This window comes from Shewanella sp. VB17, assembly GCF_013248905.1.
GTDB lineage: Bacteria > Pseudomonadota > Gammaproteobacteria > Enterobacterales > Shewanellaceae > Shewanella.
Map to the genome: position 1 here is coordinate 3643633 of NZ_JABRVS010000001.1, position 17869 is coordinate 3661501.

The 17869-nt window shown below is 40.7% G+C and carries 14 protein-coding genes; 8 read left to right on the forward strand and 6 right to left on the reverse strand.

Features of this window, described 5'->3' with window-relative positions; genetic code table 11:
- The first annotated feature begins 2 nt into the window (after positions 1 to 2).
- Together galE and HQQ94_RS15770 are read left to right on the forward strand one after the other, a co-directional pair.
- Complete coding sequence (gene galE / locus HQQ94_RS15765) at positions 3 to 1019, forward strand: UDP-glucose 4-epimerase GalE (protein WP_173295300.1); 1017 nt, start codon at positions 3 to 5, stop codon at positions 1017 to 1019.
- A gap of 330 nt (positions 1020 to 1349) precedes the next feature.
- On the forward strand, positions 1350 to 1748 hold the full coding sequence (locus HQQ94_RS15770) for a polymer-forming cytoskeletal protein (protein ID WP_173295301.1): 399 nt from the start codon (positions 1350 to 1352) through the stop codon (positions 1746 to 1748).
- 93 nt (positions 1749 to 1841) lie between these two features.
- Here HQQ94_RS15770 and HQQ94_RS15775 read toward each other — a convergent pair whose 3' ends face one another.
- The 3 genes from HQQ94_RS15775 to mak form a co-directional block, all read right to left on the reverse strand.
- Positions 1842 to 2534 carry a DUF2982 domain-containing protein gene (locus HQQ94_RS15775; RefSeq protein ID WP_173295302.1) on the reverse strand — a complete coding sequence of 231 codons (693 nt, stop codon included), beginning with the start codon at positions 2532 to 2534 and terminating at the stop codon, positions 1842 to 1844.
- A 22-nt stretch (positions 2535 to 2556) separates the two neighbouring features.
- Positions 2557 to 3345, reverse strand: coding sequence for a YdcF family protein (locus tag HQQ94_RS15780; RefSeq protein WP_254304077.1), 789 nt, complete (start codon positions 3343 to 3345; stop codon positions 2557 to 2559).
- A gap of 67 nt (positions 3346 to 3412) precedes the next feature.
- Positions 3413 to 4303 (reverse strand): fructokinase, encoded by an 891-nt coding sequence (gene mak, locus HQQ94_RS15785; protein WP_173295303.1) that lies wholly within the window; start codon positions 4301 to 4303, stop codon positions 3413 to 3415.
- A gap of 337 nt (positions 4304 to 4640) precedes the next feature.
- Here mak and HQQ94_RS15790 point away from each other — a divergent pair, with 337 nt between their 5' ends.
- The gene (locus HQQ94_RS15790; RefSeq protein WP_173295304.1) at positions 4641 to 6107 is read left to right on the forward strand and encodes a capsule assembly Wzi family protein; all 1467 of its coding nucleotides are present in this window, start codon (positions 4641 to 4643) and stop codon (positions 6105 to 6107) included.
- Between the two features lie 107 nt (positions 6108 to 6214).
- On the opposite strand, the gene HQQ94_RS15795 is transcribed toward HQQ94_RS15790, so the two are convergent.
- The 3 genes from HQQ94_RS15795 to HQQ94_RS15805 form a co-directional block, all read right to left on the reverse strand.
- Positions 6215 to 7714 carry a sigma-54 dependent transcriptional regulator gene (locus HQQ94_RS15795; RefSeq protein ID WP_173295305.1) on the reverse strand — a complete coding sequence of 500 codons (1500 nt, stop codon included), beginning with the start codon at positions 7712 to 7714 and terminating at the stop codon, positions 6215 to 6217.
- Between the two features lie 283 nt (positions 7715 to 7997).
- On the reverse strand, positions 7998 to 11465 hold the full coding sequence (locus HQQ94_RS15800) for a PAS domain S-box protein (RefSeq protein ID WP_173295306.1): 3468 nt from the start codon (positions 11463 to 11465) through the stop codon (positions 7998 to 8000).
- A complete protein-coding gene (locus tag HQQ94_RS15805) occupies positions 11465 to 12487 on the reverse strand; it encodes a phosphate/phosphite/phosphonate ABC transporter substrate-binding protein (protein WP_254304078.1) in 1023 nt (340 codons plus the stop codon). The genes HQQ94_RS15800 and HQQ94_RS15805 overlap by 1 nt, the downstream gene beginning before the upstream one ends.
- A gap of 234 nt (positions 12488 to 12721) precedes the next feature.
- On the opposite strand from HQQ94_RS15805, the gene HQQ94_RS15810 reads away from it, so the two are divergent.
- From HQQ94_RS15810 to HQQ94_RS15830, 5 genes are all read left to right on the forward strand, one after another.
- The gene (locus HQQ94_RS15810) at positions 12722 to 14056 is read left to right on the forward strand and encodes a SpoIIE family protein phosphatase (RefSeq protein ID WP_173295307.1); all 1335 of its coding nucleotides are present in this window, start codon (positions 12722 to 12724) and stop codon (positions 14054 to 14056) included.
- Positions 14053 to 14445, forward strand: a complete 393-nt coding sequence (locus tag HQQ94_RS15815) for an ATP-binding protein (RefSeq protein ID WP_173295308.1) — start codon at positions 14053 to 14055, stop codon at positions 14443 to 14445. Before HQQ94_RS15810 ends, HQQ94_RS15815 begins: the two co-directional genes overlap by 4 nt.
- A 339-nt stretch (positions 14446 to 14784) precedes the next feature.
- Positions 14785 to 15126 carry an STAS domain-containing protein gene (locus HQQ94_RS15820; protein WP_173295309.1) on the forward strand — a complete coding sequence of 114 codons (342 nt, stop codon included), beginning with the start codon at positions 14785 to 14787 and terminating at the stop codon, positions 15124 to 15126.
- Between the two features lie 55 nt (positions 15127 to 15181).
- Complete coding sequence (locus HQQ94_RS15825) at positions 15182 to 16432, forward strand: polysaccharide biosynthesis/export family protein (RefSeq protein ID WP_173295310.1); 1251 nt, start codon at positions 15182 to 15184, stop codon at positions 16430 to 16432.
- Positions 16433 to 16452: 20 nt separating this feature from the next.
- Positions 16453 to 17862: an exopolysaccharide biosynthesis protein gene (locus HQQ94_RS15830; protein ID WP_173295311.1), complete on the forward strand. Its 1410-nt coding sequence runs from the start codon at positions 16453 to 16455 to the stop codon at positions 17860 to 17862.
- The last annotated feature ends 7 nt before the right edge of the window (positions 17863 to 17869 follow it).

Here is a 17869-nt window from a genome sequence, read left to right on the forward strand (position 1 = left end):
CGATGACAATTTTAATTACCGGCGGTGCCGGCTATATTGGTAGCCATACTGCAGTAGAACTCTTAAATGCTAATCAGAGTATTATTGTCATCGATAACTTAGTCAATTCAAGTATCGAAGCCCTGTACAGAGTTGAGACTATCACGGGTAAATCGGTCACTTTTTATCAAGGCGATGTATTAAACAAAGCTTTTCTTCAAAAAGTGTTTACCGATCATCCCATTGAATCGGTCATTCACTTTGCAGGTTTGAAAGCGGTTGGTGAATCTGTCGCCCAACCACTGCGTTATTATGAAAACAATGTCTCTGGCACCTTGGTCTTATGCGAAGTCATGGCGGAAAACAATGTCAAAAATTTAGTGTTTAGCTCATCGGCAACCGTTTATGGTGATCCTGTTAGTTTGCCCATTACTGAAGACTTCCCTACAGGGGCCACAAACCCTTATGGCCAGTCTAAGTTAATGGTAGAAAACATTCTTGATGATCTTCATCGCTCAGATCCAAGTTGGAATATCGCCAGACTGCGTTACTTTAATCCAGTAGGAGCACACGCTAGCGGGTCTATCGGTGAAGATCCTAACGACATTCCAAACAATTTAATGCCTTTTATTGCACAAGTCGCAATAGGAAAAAGGGATGCACTCAACATTTTTGGTGATGATTATGACACCCATGATGGCACTGGCGTACGCGACTATATCCATGTTGTCGATCTTGCCGTAGGCCATCTAAAAGCACTAGATAAGCTCAGTAAAAAACCTGGCTTAGTGACCTACAACTTAGGCACTGGCATAGGTTATAGCGTGATTGATATGGTTAATGCTTTTGAAAAAGCTAGCGGTAAAAGCATTGACTATCAAATTGTGGCACGCCGTCCAGGTGATATTGCAGCGTGTTACGCCGATCCCTTAAAAGCAAAAAATGAGTTAGGTTGGCAAGCAAATCACACCCTTGAGGATATGGCTCAGAGCAGTTGGCATTGGCAATCGAAGAATCCAAATGGATATGCTAGCCGTTAAATTAAAAAAACTGTGTCTACAGCCGCCCTATTCTGAAGACACTAAAGAGCGTTTTGGAACAATAAAATGAGTATCGTCGCGACCTTTTAATCGTAGTCGTAGTCATACTAATGCCATACATCTGCCTTGGAGCCATCATGAGACTGCGTTTGCCTGCATCGGCAAAAGATGTGATGAATGTGTCCAAACCTGTGAAACACCAGTTGTAATGCTCAAAGGTGACGGTTATATAAAGCCAAAAAAATGACAAGGTAACGCCAAATATTAGTGCTTCTTTTACTATTAAATTAAGGTTAATATCTTTTCATCTAGAAGTGATATTAAGAATTTATGTTTGCTAAAAAAAGCGCCAGTACTGGACTGACTTTTGTTGCTCAAGGCACAATATTGTCAGGAGAAAGCCACTTTGCAGGGGAAGCCCTTATTGGAGGAGAGCTTTACGGTAAAATAAGCTCCACAGGAAAAATAACCATTGAAATCGATGGCTATATAGAGGGAGAACTTAGCTGTAATGAGTTAAAAGTCTCTGGGAATTTCAAAGGCAAACTCAAATGCGACAAGCTACACATTACCCATACAGGCACTGTCGAAGGAGAGGTTGCCTGTGAATCGATGGAGATTCTTGAAGGCGGACAATTTATTGGTATGAGAGTCAGAGAAGAGATCAGCTTGCTCAATACACAAGAGAAAAATAATACCAACATCGAAGCTGAGCTACAAATCAATTAATCAAATAGGACTGAGGATAAACACGGACGTTTAGGTCTATTTAACATATTTTATAGTGATTAACCGGACTTCTTTATAACCAACAGCACAGTATTAATCTACTTTATCACACCAAGCTGCCTCCCTGATTTGTTGTTGATAACGCTTCAATAACGCTAAAAACTCTCGTGGTTCTGTACCTAAGCAATCGAAGGGGAGGTAAAGATGATAACCTAAGTTTCGATTGAGCATCTCACTCCGGTGACCAAACATGGCAAGCACACCTCTATATCGCTCATCATGAACGAGCAAGGGAGTAAATTCAGCGTTAAGGTGATCCTCCAGTACTACTAGGTTTTCATCTAATGCCACCGCTGACATCAATAAAGGACGTTGCTCAGTCAATAACCCAATAGCAAGCCGAGCAGGAATGATATCCAACACAGGATTAATTTTTTTTAACCGTATTCCAATAAAAAGTAATTCAATATTACCAACATTTCCTAGGCTTTGTGGGATGTCGATACGCTGAACATTATCCCAGTCGATCAACAAATTACCTCGTCGATGGTGGTAACATAGCCCCGCTGCAGACAAGGTAATCGTCACTTCTGGTTCAAGCTGTTTTGACACCCCTATAACGGTAGCAATAATGCCTAAAGAAAAAGCACATAAACCTGGAGCAAAAAATGCGGCAGAACTAAGAAATAAAGCTAACCCTAACATCATCCCAACAAAGCCTACGCAAGTCAGTGTTATTGCATTTCGCTTCACATCTGAACGAATTTTTACGACTTCAATACTCAAAAATTAATCCTAAATGCTCATATTACTTCGTTTGTCTGTCAAGAGCTTGGCTCATAACGTCATTATTATTATGGTTAAGTCTAAACCAAAGCTGACCAACGTATTCATGAATAGCCCGTTGTGATGACAATAAATTACTGGCATCTAATTGCCACCACCACCCCTGCCGAGTAATAAAATCTGTGGGTGCGGCTTCAGGATTCAAATCACTGTGGTTAAAAATAGCCATCGCACGAGGCATATGGCTAGCCGAGGTCACTAGTCTAAAGGCTGTATGACCAAACTTCTCTTTGAAAAAGACCGCTTCTTCTATCGTATCTTTCGCCAACGGCAAGGTCATAATACGTTCTCTAGCAACACCCAGTTCAACTGCAGCGTCAGCCATTATATCAGCATGTGAACGCGTGCCCTCTTTTCCACTCCAACCACTGACCACCAATGTACAATCATGGCATAAATGCAATTGACGAACACCTTCATTTAGTCTGGCCAATGCCGTCGAAGACAGTTGCTGTATGGCGATAGTAGACACCGAGTCATCATGCCCACTGCCTAATACCATCACGACCCCCCCCTTAGAAATGGCATGACTGTTGACCGCATATTGCCTTTCAAGTGGGAAGCTCAGTAAATTGCTGCCCGGTGTTGAGCTTAAAAATACCAACAAGACAATAACAAGGGATAATACGCTACGAATAAACCTTTTATCCCAAACCGCGATTAACACCAACAATAAAAGGAGTACAAGTAAGGGAACTGGCATGAACAATTGAGAGAGTATTTTCTTTAGCCAAAACATAATATCTAGCATCAATATAATGAATCCTCGCCTATTCTAGCAATTCCTCAGCCCGACTCAAAGCGATTGTTACTAGCGTTCACCACAACCAAGCTGCGCCTCGCACTCCTGAAGAGCCTCCATGTAAATTTTGCACAACGACTGTACGGCACTCGCCACCAAGTACATATTTAGAGAGAACGTCAGGTAACAAGGGATAAATTGATTGAATATTAGAGACTCCCCCCCCTAACACAATCACATCAGGATCGAGGATATTAATCACATGTGCCAATGATCGCGCGAGTCGATCAATATACCGTTCAAATGCAGATTTAGCTAAATGATCGCCCTGTTCAACTAAAGCAGCAATTTCTATTGCGCTGTCAGCTTTCCCGCCAGCAGCATTAAAGTCTCTCACCAATCCGGTACCTGAAATAAAGGTTTCAATGCAATTACTATTGCCACAAAAACACGACGTGCTATTGAACTCATCAAGGCTCATCCAAGGTAAAGGATTGTGCCCCCATTCACCTCCAATCCCATTACCACCAGCATGCACCTTACCATTGATAGCAATACCCGCTCCACATCCAGTGCCTATAATCACTCCGAATACAACACCTTGACTTGCTGCAGCACCATCCACAGCCTCCGAAACAGTAAAGCAATTAGCATCATTAGCCACCCTCACTTCTCGGCTGAGTCGTTCGCCTAAATCGACATCTAATGGATGACCGTTAATCCACGTAGAATTAGCATTTTTAACCAAACCTGAATAAGGGGAAATAACACCAGGGATCCCAACACCCACAGTACCGGTTAGGCCTAATGACGCCTCAACTTCATTCACAAGAGATTCTATCGCATTTACTGTTGCCAAATACTCTCGTGGAGTCGGGATACGTTTACGAAAAAGCTCATCTCCTTTACTGTTTAACGCCACTATTTCAATTTTGGTTCCACCAAGATCAACACCCATTCGCAACATTTATTCTGCTCCACAACGATTTTATTTTCAAGATAATGAATATAAGCTCTATCTACCCAAGTAGCGAGTATTTGGCTCCACTCATTGATACCAATGACATTCAGCACCACACTCACTGGACCACTGCGTAGATTAACACCGTAAACACAATTTTAACCCACAAAGGAAACCAAATAAGTACACCCAAGCACCAAACAAAAAACAAATATGAATCAAAAATAGGTTGATCATCATTAACATTGCTTTTATTATTCATTTGTTACTACACGTCACACACCTAGTCTTCTCCCATTATATTAATTGCTTTAGAATGCGCTTAATATCAAAAGGGGTCCCAATGAAAATTAAATTATTGTCCAGCCTATTACTATTCGGCTGCAGTTCAATACAGGCGGCTTGGTGGGTTGAACCTAACAGTTTGGCACTACGAGCAGATATCCAATTGCTAGCTGATACCGGTATCATTCTCCAACCTGTTACCACTTATCCTCTTATGTGGGATGGATTAAAACAAGACATGGACAAGACCAATAAGTCCAAGTTGAACGATCATCAATTATCGGCCTTCGAGCGTATCATTACCGCTTACAACAAAGATCATCGAAAAGTTAGCACAAAAGTAGGCTTGGCCGTCGCATCCGACACCACTCGTTTTAATGGCTTTGGCCAAGATTATCGCGATAAAGCAGAAACTTTTATCAGTGCCGAAGTCACTCAAGACTGGTTTAGTGGTCGTTTATCAGCAAGTTATCATGATGATCCTATAGACGGTAACAGTACACGTTTAGACAATAGTTTTGCCGCTGTCATGCTTGGAAATTGGATAGTAAGTGCTGGAGCACAACAGAAATACTGGGGTCCGGGATGGGACACAGGACTTATTCAAACAACCAATGCACGCCCTATGCCAGGGATCACCTTTAGCCGAAATAACAGCCAATCATTCGAAACACCGATGCTTAATTGGATTGGCCCTTGGACATTTACCACCAGCTTTAGTGAAATGGAAAGCGGCCGAGCAGTACCAAATGCTAAACATTGGGGCGCTCGCGGCACACTCCGACCAATTTCTAAACTAGAAGTCGGCTTTTCATGGACCATGCAGTGGGGAGGTGAGGGCTACGGGAACAGTTTAGATGATTGGTGGGATGGTTTGTTTAATGGTGGAGAAGATGAATCAACGCTAGAAAATGGACAAGAGAACATGCTCGCAGGCTATGATTTTCGCTGGTCTGATACCGCTTTTGGGATCCCGTATGGCATTTATTATGAGCGTATTCATGAAGATTACCATAATGGTAAACACAAGCTTATTAACGCCTCAAACATGGGAGGGATTGATTTTGTCTTAAGTAAACTGAATACTCGCATTTTTATCGAATATGCCGACACCAAAGCAGCTTGCGGCGCAAGTAGTCAAGTTTATAACTGCATGTATGAACATGGATTCTATCGAAGTGGCTACCGATACTACGGTAAGAGCTTAGGCAGCACTTATGATAACGATTCTGAAACCTTAGTCATAGGTGGTATCACTCAACTCGGTGGTGAACAACATATTACCAATAAATTCCGTTGGTTGAGACTCAATACTGATGCTTCAGATACTGCAAGCACAGAAGGAGGCAACCCTCTATCACGGGGTGAATACGAACGCGTCTATCAATTCGATACCAGTTACCATCGCCCTTTTTATGAGGGAACGTTAAAAGTCGGTGGTACCTTAGGCTACAGCCAATATATCTACAATGGTGGTAATGATTGGGATACTACGGTTTACGCAGGTTGGGAAAGAAGCTTCTAGCTAATATAGGAATAAAGCCTTAGCTGATAAAAACTAAGGCTTTATATTAATTCGAAAAATGGCTTGTCCGAACTCCCTAATGGAAACATCAAAATCTTTAAATAGAGCTAATTTTCAGAAATAACATTCTGTAATTCTTCCCAACTTTGACGTTTGCGATAGATAGTTGACGCGCTAATGTCCAATAGTGCCGCAGCTTTAGGCACATTGCCATCACATTGTTTTATCGCAGCTTCTATTGTTTGCTTCTCCGAGAGCCATAAAGGAATAATTTGTTCGTTGTCTAGACTCTGATTACCTGAAGATTCAGCGGTACAACGTTTAACATCAGTACCTTCAGCAGCAGAAGATGAGATAGGAGGCATTAAACAAGCCTTATTCTCAGTTTGAACACCAATCAACGGCTGCACTAAAGTCGTACTACTTGTAGAAGTAAGTTGTGGCGGTAACATTGATACTTCAACAACATCCGATGAATTAAGGACAACAACTTGCCTAATGACATTTTGCAACTGGCGAACATTACCCGGCCAACCATAGTTTTGTAAGATTTTTTTCGTATCAGCACTGAATGTTTTAAACCCTTTTCCTTCTTCTGCATTATATTCTTTCAACAACTTTGTCGCCAACAATAAAATATCCTTCCCTCTCATTCGCAAAGCAGGTAATTCTATCGGGATAACATGCAGCCGATAAAAAAGGTCTTCTCGAAAGCGCCCTTTTTTAACTTCATTCCAAGGATCTTTATTCGTTGCACTGACAAACCGTACATCAACCTTTTCCTCTTTGACTCCTCCCACCTTTTGAAAAATACCGGTTTGAATAAAACGCAGTAATTTACTTTGAAGTTCAAGATCCATTTCACAAATTTCATCGAGAAAAAGCGTGCCATTATCGGCACGATTAGCCGCGCCTTCTCTATTGGCTATGGCCCCAGTAAACGCCCCTTTGGTATGACCAAATATTTCACTTTCAATTAAATCTTTGGGAATAGAAGCACAATTAAGTGCTACAAAAGCATTATTTCGTCTATTTCCTGCATGATGGATGGCGTGAGCACAAACCTCTTTACCCGTGCCACTTTCACCAACAATAAAAACCGATGCTTTGCTACTGGTAACACAATCGATGGTTTTATACACCGTTTGCATCGACAAAGACTCACCGATAAATCCCATATAATTGGCTTTAGGCAGGCTTTGTTCATATTTTGCGACTAAATTGACCAATTGACGCTGCTTTAATGCATTTCTAACCGTAATCGATAAACGTTTTGCATCAAAAGGTTTCAGTAAAAAATCAAACGCACCTGATTTCATCGACTCTACGGCCAAATCTATCGTGCCATGGGCAGTGATCATTATCACAGTGATCTCGGGGTAAGATGTTTGAACTTTTAGCAAAATATCCATGCCAGACATATCGGGCAATTTAATATCAAGTACTAAAAGATCGGGTTGCCATTGACTCAATTCTGTTAACGCATCTTCCCCATGATTGACATGAGTCACACAGGCTCCCTCTACGCGTAAGTATTCCGTATATAGCGCACCGAGTGACATGCTATCCTCCACCAACAATGCAGTAAACGATTGATTATAAGACATATATACCTTAATCTCGCGTAAAAATTCTCAGTCCTGTATTTGAAAGAAGACAAGGACGCTCATAACACATTTTTCACCATAATATTTTACCGTAATAAATCACTACACGGCCTCAAGATACTACATACTGCACGTCGATAAATTCAGCATCAGAACTGTCCCTAACTGCTAGCATGTCAGATGTGACTTACAATCATGATTCAAATCCCTTAGATAACCAGTCACCTCCAACAAAGTAAACCATTGAACCGTGATTTTCTATTTCATCACACAGAGCAATTATTCACACTGTAAACCTATCTTTAAAGGCCTTAATCGTTAATGCTCCGATCTGCTGCACCGCAGTAAAATGCAGTTCAAGGGTTTTTTCATCCTTTTCTCTGGCACTCTTTTCAAGGCTTTTTGCCACTTCATATAAAGCTTGAGCACCAAAACTACCAGAGCTGCTTTTCAACGTATGCGCTTGATTATCTATCTCGCTATAATTACAGGTTTCCATTAATCGCTTTAATGTATTGAGTCGCTCGGTTGTCTCTTCAAGATAGACACAATACATCTCCTCGATAGACTCTTGCCCAAGCATATCAAATAATTCAGAGATCACCGTTTCATCAAACAAATCTTGATTATCCATCATCAATGATTGCCCGCTACCACCTTGAATCACAATGAGACTGTTATCTAAATGTGTATCTTTACAGCTTAAGTCTACATCTAACAGTTCACAACTTTTCACTTCATTTTCACACGGTTCATCCTCAATAACATCGCCTTGTTTATCATCTACTGGTAGCCATAAATTAACGGCTTTCACTAAATCAGTCTTATTAACTGGTTTTGGCACAAAGTCTTTCATTCCAACCAACAAACAACTATCGATATCCTCCTGCTGAACATTAGCTGTCATCGCCAAAATAATCGTATCCGGTGCCTGTGACAGTATCAGTCTTGTTGCTTCAACACCGTCCATTTCAGGCATTCGCATATCCATTAAAATAAGGCCATACTTCTTCTTTGCTGCCATATCAACGGCTTCGACACCGTTATGAGCAAATTCAACCTCAAACCCTGACTTGGTTAGCATAGTTCCTGCAACCAACTGATTAGAAAGACTATCTTCAGCTAAAAGAAGTCGTTTGTTTTTAACACCAGCATCAGGAAATAAAATATCGTCCGTACTCGCCTCTACAGACTTAATCGGTTCTTTACTCAATAAACCAAGCAACATCTCTCGACTTAAAGGCTTATTGATCACTTGTTCAATTCCTATTTCAGACACATTGACCGACATATCAGGACTTAGCCCCGACACCAACAAAGCAAGTAATCCCTCTTCAAATAAGACATCACGTTTTATGGTTTCTGTTAATTTTAAGGTTAAATTTGGCAAGCAAGAATCATCAATCAAAATTAAATTAAACCTGCCTTTGGCACTGTCACTATTTAAAATATCAGTAACATGGTTGAGGCTTGCACTTTGCACCCCGTATTGGCTATATTGCTTTCTCACTAGGGAAACAAAGGTATTATCAGGATGAACCAGTAACACGCGTGAATGAGAAGGAAGTTGATGAAAGTGCGTTAACTCACGCTCCTCTAGCTGTAGCAGCACATCAAACCTAAAGCAGCAGCCATGACCTAATCGACTGCTTAATTCAATCTTGCCTCCCATCATGGTGATCAACTCCGCACAAATAGCCAATCCGAGTCCAGTGCCTTTATAATGGGTGTTATGCTGATCATGAACCTGACTAAATTCCTGAAAAAGCTTCTCCTGAGAAGAAAGACTGACGCCTATTCCTTCATCTTTAACAGTACAATATAATTGCACCTCTTGATGATGACTATCTGGGATCCACATTTCTACTGAGACACAGCCAGAATCTGAAAATTTAATTGCATTATCGATTAAATTTTGCAGTACTTGCCGTAGTCGCTGCTTATCCCCTTTGACCATTTCAGGCACATTACGATTAATGAAGGTGGCTAAGTTAACCCCTTTATCCGTCGCCTTGGGCGCAAGAATTTGCATCACTTGGGAGACCAATTTAGCAGGCGAAAAACTCACATTTTCTAATACCATCTGCCCAGCTTCAATTTTTGAGAAATCTAAAACATCATTGAGGGTACTGAGCAGTGTCGTTCCAGCTTCTTTGGCTGTGTGGGCATAAATTCTTTGCTCTTTGTTAAGATTAGAATCTAACATCAACTCAACACTGCCTAACACAGCATTTAATGGGGAACGGATCTCATGACTCATGGTCGCGAGAAACCTCGATTTGGCTTTACTGCCTGATTCAGCCTCCTCTTTAGATTGCTTTAACTGAGATTCATATTCTATACGCCGCGAAATATCGTGAATAAAGGCAGTTAATAATGTCTCATCGCCAAGTTGAACAGGAATGACCTTCATCTCAATCGGTAACGTATTTCCATCACTTTTCACTGCCATCAATTGAATACGTTCCTTTATCGCTGGCGCTATCCCTGTAAGGCGGAACTCCTCTAGCCCTTGATTAAACGCGACTCTCTCTTTTCCATCAAAAATAAGATCTCCCAACAAGGTGCCTAGCACGGCATGACTTTCATGCTTAAACAACTGACTCGCTGCATGATTAAACTCTTGGATCCTACCCATGGTATCGATCGTAATTAACGCATCCTGACTCGCTTCTAATGTGGCTAATAAAATCGATTCAGTCCGCTGAGCTGCGATTTCTTTACGTTTAATATCACTAAAATCCTTCACTAACCCTAATAATATCACCTCATCATCAATCACCATCTTTGACACTGAAAGTTCGATAGGAAATAAAGAGCCGTCTTGATGCTGTGCCATCAATTCTTTACGTTGAAAAGGCTCATGTTTTCCCTCAATAAAATGTTTAAGAAAAGCATTATCCATATGATGCTGATCACTTGGCATAAAAATAGACACATTTTCACCAATAATGTCTTGGGTTACATATCCAAAAAGTCGGCTAATAGCAGGGTTAACTTGTTTAATTTCACCGTCAATATCAATGATAATGTACCCATCAATGGCAGCAGAAAGAATGGTATTTAAACGAGTATTAACCCCCTCCAAATCCTGAGTATTCCTTTCAACTTTCTCTATCATGCGATTAAATGCGCGAGTCGTTTGACCGATCTCATCAGTCCCAGTCACTGGGATTTGTATTCCTGTTTCACCTTGTAAAATTCGATTAGAAGCCATTTCTAATTCACTAAGGTTTCTTGTTAAATAATGACCTAGTAACCACGAAAATAGTGCGACTAACACCATCTCTAATCCTGCAATCGAAAGAAAACGAGTGGTTGCACTTACTAAAAACTCATCGAATTCATGTTCCCCGATGCCCATCTCGATGTGGCCTAGGTGATATCCAGATTCCACAATATCGGCCTCAACGTCTAACACTCCATCATCCAGTATCGACATATCATCAGTTTCAATATTTTTGTCTATCCCTAACCCAACTAATAAATTATTGTTATCGTAAATGTTCACATACAGCACTTGAGTTTGTACTAATAATTCATTAGCAAGAACTCGCAGCGTTGATAAATCCGTGCTAATAACTGCGTCCTTTGTCGCCGCAGCAAACAACGTCACGATTGCATTTGCATGCTTTGAGATTTCAGTTTCATTGGAACGTTTCAAATAATCGACACAGGTATACACTAATAACAGGAGTAGCACTCCTTCAATGAAAGCAATCCCTAATACAGTTTTTAGCCGGAAAGACATTAGTGTACCTCAATCGATTTATCATCCATCTTTTCTTGCACTGTATTACCCCGTGATTTAGACAACTCACCTAACCTTAATGCCCTGACATCATCCCAATCACTATTCTGTGCAGGTTCAAAGCGATTTAATTTTAATTGACTGAGTACCTCAGCACCTGCTGCTAAAGAGGCTAACCCAACAAAACGTAGCCTTAATTCGTTGACGATTTCCAATGGTATTCTGGGGTGAATAGCCACCGCATGCGGGGGATAACCAGGTGTCTCCCACAATATACGTAATTGCTCCGTCGTCTCTTTATCCATGGTATTAAATGTGCGTTTTACGCCACCTCCTGCATCAACAAGATGTTGAGCAACCGCTAAATACACAGAATCATGAGATCCTACATATTTAATCTGTGCAGTAATTCCTTCACGTTTCAGGCTCGCCCTAGGAAGGACACTGGCAGCAAAAGCGGCGGGAGCTGGTAAGGCAATACGTTTACCCTCTAATCCTTGTAATGATTGGATCTGTGAATCCTTCCTAACAACAATCATCCCTTTTAGTTGTTTATCTTTTTGCTTCACCAGCGCTTGATAACCCACTGAATCATGAAAAAATGTGTAATGATATGGATTCATATAGGCAACATCATACTCCCCCAAAGCCAACCTTTGCTCAAAAGTAGGGATATCGGGCGCGGTAGCAAACCGCAATTGAAAAGATGCATTTTGCGACAGTTGTTCAATAATGGGAGACCATAAACGAGCGAGAGTGCTTGCCGCTTGTTGAGGAACAATACCAAAAATCAGCACAAACGGTGCATTAACATTGTTTATATTTTCTTTTTTGTCAGTTGCTTGGGAGTTAAGTGTGTAAATAAAAGTCGATAAAAAGACTGTAATACCTATTTTACTGCCACCTATCTTCATTTTGCACTCCTTAGCAATGATGATCTCCAATATACGGATAACGTTTATCTCATAGAAAAATACCGCCAACGCCTCCAATACCGTATATTTAGCACTATTTTTAAGCATATACTGTTCAACTCAATGATAGCTAAAATAAAATCATCTACCACAACATAAGCCTAGTTATCCACTCTGCGATTATCAAGATCCCCCACTCATTGCATTTTGCAAAACATGACAACGTTAACAAACATACACAATAAAAATCTGGTAGCTAACATTATCAAAGTAAACAGATTAAATTGTATGGCATGGTAATTGCTCTTAAATTACAACCAATACGCCTTCAAGGAAGCATCAATGCTTGAGACTTTATTTCAACAGCTGACACAAAATTTAACTATCTTGATAGTAGAGGATACTAAAAGTGAACGTTGCTTTATTGCCAGTCTATTAACAAGCATGGGACTTAACGTGATCTGTTGCGACAGTGCAGAACAAGCCATTGAGCAGTATCCAAAACAAATTATCGACATCGTAATAAGTGACTGGAGAATGCCTGGATTAACCGGCCCAGAGCTTTGCCAGCATTTTAAAGCATTAACTTCTCCCCCCTATATTATTTTATTAACAGCGAATAATTTGGCTGAGCATATGATCACAGGCATAGAATCCGGTGCAGATGACTTCCTGTCGAAACCATTTGTCCCAAGCGTGCTGAAGGTTAGAATATTGGCGGCTGCGAGAATTTTAAATCTTCAGCAGAAATTGACAGATAAAAATCATAAGCTCAATACCGCACTAAATAATGAGCAGGATTACCTGAAACAAATCCAAAATGACCTAAAGAGTGCAGCTCAATTGCAAGGGTCACACCTTCCTTCTTCAGGTGAACTGGTTAACAAATGGCACCTCGCCACTCGATTTAACCCTGCACAAGAACTGGCGGGTGATATCTTTCAATGTATTGATATCGACAATGAACATATTGGTTTTTACTTACTCGATGTCACAGGGCATGGCATCGCAGCTTCTATGCAAAGTTTTACCCTAGCTCAGCAACTGAGCTGCAGCAGCTGTAACTGGGCAAGTTTAGATCCTGCAGCCATCGTCAATCAACTTAATGCAGATTTTGAAGATCCGGAAAATACAGGAAGATTTGCCACCTTAGTTCTTGGCATTGCCAATACATTAAATGGTCAAGTTAAACTCACTTTAGCAGGTCACCCCCAACCTATTTTGCTGGATGAAAATGAAGCGTCATTAATGGATTTAAATGCCGGATTACCTCTAGGCATAGACAATCAATATCAATATGCAAATAACTTTTTCACCTTAAATAGTCATCAACACTTAATGCTCTATTCTGATGGCTTATATGAATGTCGCCACCCTAAATTTGGTGAATTTGGTTTGCCTAGGTTAATCAAAACCTGTGATCAAGCTCACCAGCTTGTGCCTGAGTCCTTATTGCACCATCTCTGCCATTGTGTAGAGCTCTGGCAACAGAAAAAACCCCAAGATGATATTTCTATGATGATAATTTCAACATCTAAATTAAAAGATCAATCCATTCCCCACAACAAGGATGACCAGTACTTCAATAAGATCAAAATAAGTAACAAAAATGCACTCTCAAATCTAGGCATATCAGAGCGTGTTAAATTCACACAATATATCTCGGAGGATATATGAATAGTATTAAATTAACCATGTCACACTCCTTCTGGGACAACAACTTACTTTGCATAGAAATCGAACAGTTTCTAGAACAAAATAGGGTTCATTCGCAACAAAAATTTAAAATCATTACTTGCGTACTTGAAGCATTATCCAATGTGTTAGAACACACAGACAGTCAACTGGAAGAGATCATCATTATTTTAAATTGTAACAGCGATCGAGTCACCATTGATTTATTGGACAATTCGCCATACACCCCACTAGAGGGGCAAGTCGTCTGCCCTTCTCCTCTTTCTTTGTCAGGACGAGGACTATGGATTATGCAAAGCTGGATGGATCAAGTCAGATGTCAAACCTCAGTAGCAGGAACACACCTTAGGTTAAGTTTATTAAGACATTAACTCTGTCTATGGGCGACCCTCGCCCTGCTGAGCTCTTTGTCAGTCTCAACATCATCATACCCTGCTTACGATGCCAAAATAACGTCAAGACAATCAATCAGCCAAGACTAATAGTCAATCAAAAGGCTTTAAGTCTTAGAGCGCTTGCCTTTCTTATATTCTCCTCGCATTTTGCATCATCATGGTCGCATTCTGAATAACACATCACAAAAAATAGAAGTGAAACACAAATAATCCTTTAAATTCAAATAAATAAAACTTGGCCTGATTTATGCTCTCTATTAATCATGAATAACAAAGTCATGCTTAATACAGCAATTATTTTCTAAGGAGCTTAATATGAAATTCTCTCCATTAGCACTCAAAAATGCATGTTTAGTCACACTGCCAAAAGAGATGGTGATCACTCAAACGCCAACACTCAGGGCTGCAATCACTCACCAGATTGAAACTGGGAGTAATAAGTTAGTACTGGATCTTCATCAAGTCGAGTATATCGATTCTAGTGGTTTATCCGTTTTAGTTTCAGCATTGAAACTCACCCAGAAAAAAGCAGGAGAAATTATTTTACTCTCTCCAAGTGCTGGTGTGAGAGCATTAATCGAATTAACTCGACTACACCATGTGTTCACCATTTATGAAGACAAAGACACAGCCATTGAACATATCTGTGAACAATAAACCTAGCTTAATATTCAAATTTTTCAATCTTATTCATCATCTAGGAGTCGCTAACATGAAATCGACTACAACTATTTTATTGGCACTGTTTATGCTGCTCAGTTTACAAGCGTGCATCACTCCACGCCTATCTCAGCATAACAACATGTGTAAAGATGATGAGAAAATGCTGCAGAATCAGCAAAGCAGCAAAAAAACTCAAGAAAACTGCCACTTCTATGGCCGTAATACGCCTTACGATAGAAAGAAGCAAATCAGTATACAAAGTCAAAAATTAACTGATGAGAGCTCAACCATTCAACCGTCATCGCACGCCGACTTTATCGAGTCATTTGACACCCCCTTACTCTCAATTGGCGATAGGCTTAGTATTAATGTGCTTAATGGTGATGAATTTAGTGGTAATGTTGAAATCAACGCAGATGGGTTTATCTATCTCCCCTACCTTCCACCACTTAAAGCACAAGGTGTCTCAATAGCATTACTTAAAACGAACATAAAACAACTTTTAATTGATGAACAACTGATGATTAACAACGCTATCAGACTCAGTATCGTGCCTTTAAAATGGGCGCCGATCCAAGTCAGTGTATCTGGTGCAGTATTTGAACCTGGTTTACATAAAATTAATCATAAATCCGATACAGAAATAACCGATGACAGCGGGGGCCACAGTGGCGATCAAGCCGCAGGAAGAAGTGTTTATATGGCACTAAAAGCTTCTGGGGGGATAAGTCCGAATGCTAATATTCGTAACATCACCATTACTCGAGGTCAGCGTGTTATAGACATTGATCTCAGCGGGGTGATCAATGGCAATCCCGTTCCTCACCTGACTTTGATAGCCGAAGATCATATTCATGTGCCACACAATACTCACTTCGATGACTCACTCGCAAGGCCATCACAAATCACAGTCCCTGGGATCAGAGTCTTTATTTCTAACTTAACTCAACCAGCCACCAGCAACTCACAATCTGCAGTAGATACCGAAGCAACCCGATTTCCCTATGGCAGCAGACTGCTAACAGGCGTTATTGGTGGTAACTGTGTCGGTGGGGCACAAAGTACCAGTGCAGGCCGCCATGTTCTACTGATCACAAAAAACCCATTGACTCAAAAAATTGACGTGATTGAACGGTCTATCGATAATCTAATTGCTCAATCATGGCAGTCAGATATGAACCCTATTTTACTGCCCGGTGATGGAATAGCCTGCTATGATTCTGGTATAACAAACTTACGAGAGATCGCACGCACCCTACGTGAAATCATTGTTCCCGTAACGCTACTCGGCATACTGTAAAAATAAGCCAAGGAGGGAAAGTGAAAAAACAACACCACCCGAGCCAATTTATTTGGTTAAAGCGAGCAGCAGTGAAAGGCAGCAGTCTGCCAATGAATGCACGCCGCTGGGTATACATTAAAACAGCACTCGCAGCACTTGCCTTAATTTGGACACTGGTCATTTTAGTACTGGTATTTTCTCCCACTAAATACGAAAGTAAGTGGACACTGATTTTACCAGGTGCAGGTGCGGGAGCTTTGATAAGCTTAGACAGTATAGGCCAAGCGACTAGCACCAACACCTCCCCTTATTCAAGTTCAGCCATCGACCCTCGTGAAAATTATAAAGCACTCTCAATGAGTAACTCCTTACTTAATACTGCTGCTAAAACAGCAGAAATACCATCAAATTTGATGGGAAAGCCCAAATTAACATTACCAAACCAAACCGGTTTAATGCAATTTAGTATCAGCAGTACAACTGCTCAAGCGGCTCAAAATAAAGCTTGGGCTCATTACCGTAGTTTACAATCACTGCTATCTCAATTAAGAGCCGATGAGACTCAACAAAGAGAAAATGGGGTCAAAATAGGCCTGGACAGCTTCGCCAATAAAGTCAGTAGTAGTCAGCATAAAATTCTCAGTTTTCAATCTCAAACCGGCTTAGTCTCCCTTGATCAATTTAAAGAGCTCGCCTTAACGATTGAAAGACTAAGACACAGCAAAGTCAACATGGTATCGAAACGACAAGGACTACTCGCAAGTCAAAAAATGTTAGAAACACATTTGTCGTTAACTCCTAAACAAGCGGCAGATCTACTTAAACTTAAAAACGATCAAATTTATCAACAATTACTGGTGATCTACACTCAAGCCACCACCAGCTTAGCTGAATATTCTGGCCGCTACGGTAAAAAGCACCCACAGGTCATGACTCAAGCTCACCAACAAGATGCACTTTTTCAAGCACTCAGAAAACGATGTAACATACTCTTAGGTTACCAAGATGATGTCTTAATGCTAAAACTGTCAGCTGATGATATCGATGGCCGTGCTCAACTCATGAGACAACTGCTTTCAACCACCACTGAAGCTGAAGGATTAAATCAAGAAATTAACAGCTTATCAGCACAAATAGCAGAATGGAATATTCGACTGGAAAACAGTAATGATGATGCAGCTAAGCTCGGAGATCTCAATAGAGAACATCAATTAGCCACCGCCGTGTTTACCTCTGCTTTGGCAAAATTGGACATAGGTAAAGCGGATATTTATTCCGCCTATCCATTAATCCAACTGCTCTCGCCACCATCACTGCCAGCAAAACCCAATAAACTATCCACCATATTAGCACTTTTAGGCGGCATAGTAGCCTCTATTTTCAGCTTGGCAGGATTAAGTATGCTGTGGATCAGGAAACCTATTCTGCAGAAAATTTTAATGACATAAAGCCCAA

Excerpts from the sequence above, each read along its gene's own strand:
- HQQ94_RS15815 (WP_173295308.1), top strand. The coding sequence starts at position 14,053 with ATGAATAGTATTAAATTAACCATGTCACACTCCTTCTGGGACAACAAC.
- HQQ94_RS15790 (WP_173295304.1), top strand. The coding sequence starts at position 4,641 with ATGAAAATTAAATTATTGTCCAGCCTATTACTATTCGGCTGCAGTTCA.
- HQQ94_RS15825 (WP_173295310.1), top strand. The coding sequence starts at position 15,182 with ATGAAATCGACTACAACTATTTTATTGGCACTGTTTATGCTGCTCAGT.
- HQQ94_RS15800 (WP_173295306.1), bottom strand. The coding sequence starts at position 11,465 with ATGTCTTTCCGGCTAAAAACTGTATTAGGGATTGCTTTCATTGAAGGA.
- HQQ94_RS15805 (WP_254304078.1), bottom strand. The coding sequence starts at position 12,487 with ATGCTTAAAAATAGTGCTAAATATACGGTATTGGAGGCGTTGGCGGTA.
- HQQ94_RS15795 (WP_173295305.1), bottom strand. The coding sequence starts at position 7,714 with ATGTCTTATAATCAATCGTTTACTGCATTGTTGGTGGAGGATAGCATG.
- mak (WP_173295303.1), bottom strand. The coding sequence starts at position 4,303 with ATGTTGCGAATGGGTGTTGATCTTGGTGGAACCAAAATTGAAATAGTG.
- HQQ94_RS15810 (WP_173295307.1), top strand. The coding sequence starts at position 12,722 with ATGCTTGAGACTTTATTTCAACAGCTGACACAAAATTTAACTATCTTG.
- HQQ94_RS15780 (WP_254304077.1), bottom strand. The coding sequence starts at position 3,345 with ATGCTAGATATTATGTTTTGGCTAAAGAAAATACTCTCTCAATTGTTC.
- HQQ94_RS15770 (WP_173295301.1), top strand. The coding sequence starts at position 1,350 with ATGTTTGCTAAAAAAAGCGCCAGTACTGGACTGACTTTTGTTGCTCAA.
- galE (WP_173295300.1), top strand. The coding sequence starts at position 3 with ATGACAATTTTAATTACCGGCGGTGCCGGCTATATTGGTAGCCATACT.
- HQQ94_RS15820 (WP_173295309.1), top strand. The coding sequence starts at position 14,785 with ATGAAATTCTCTCCATTAGCACTCAAAAATGCATGTTTAGTCACACTG.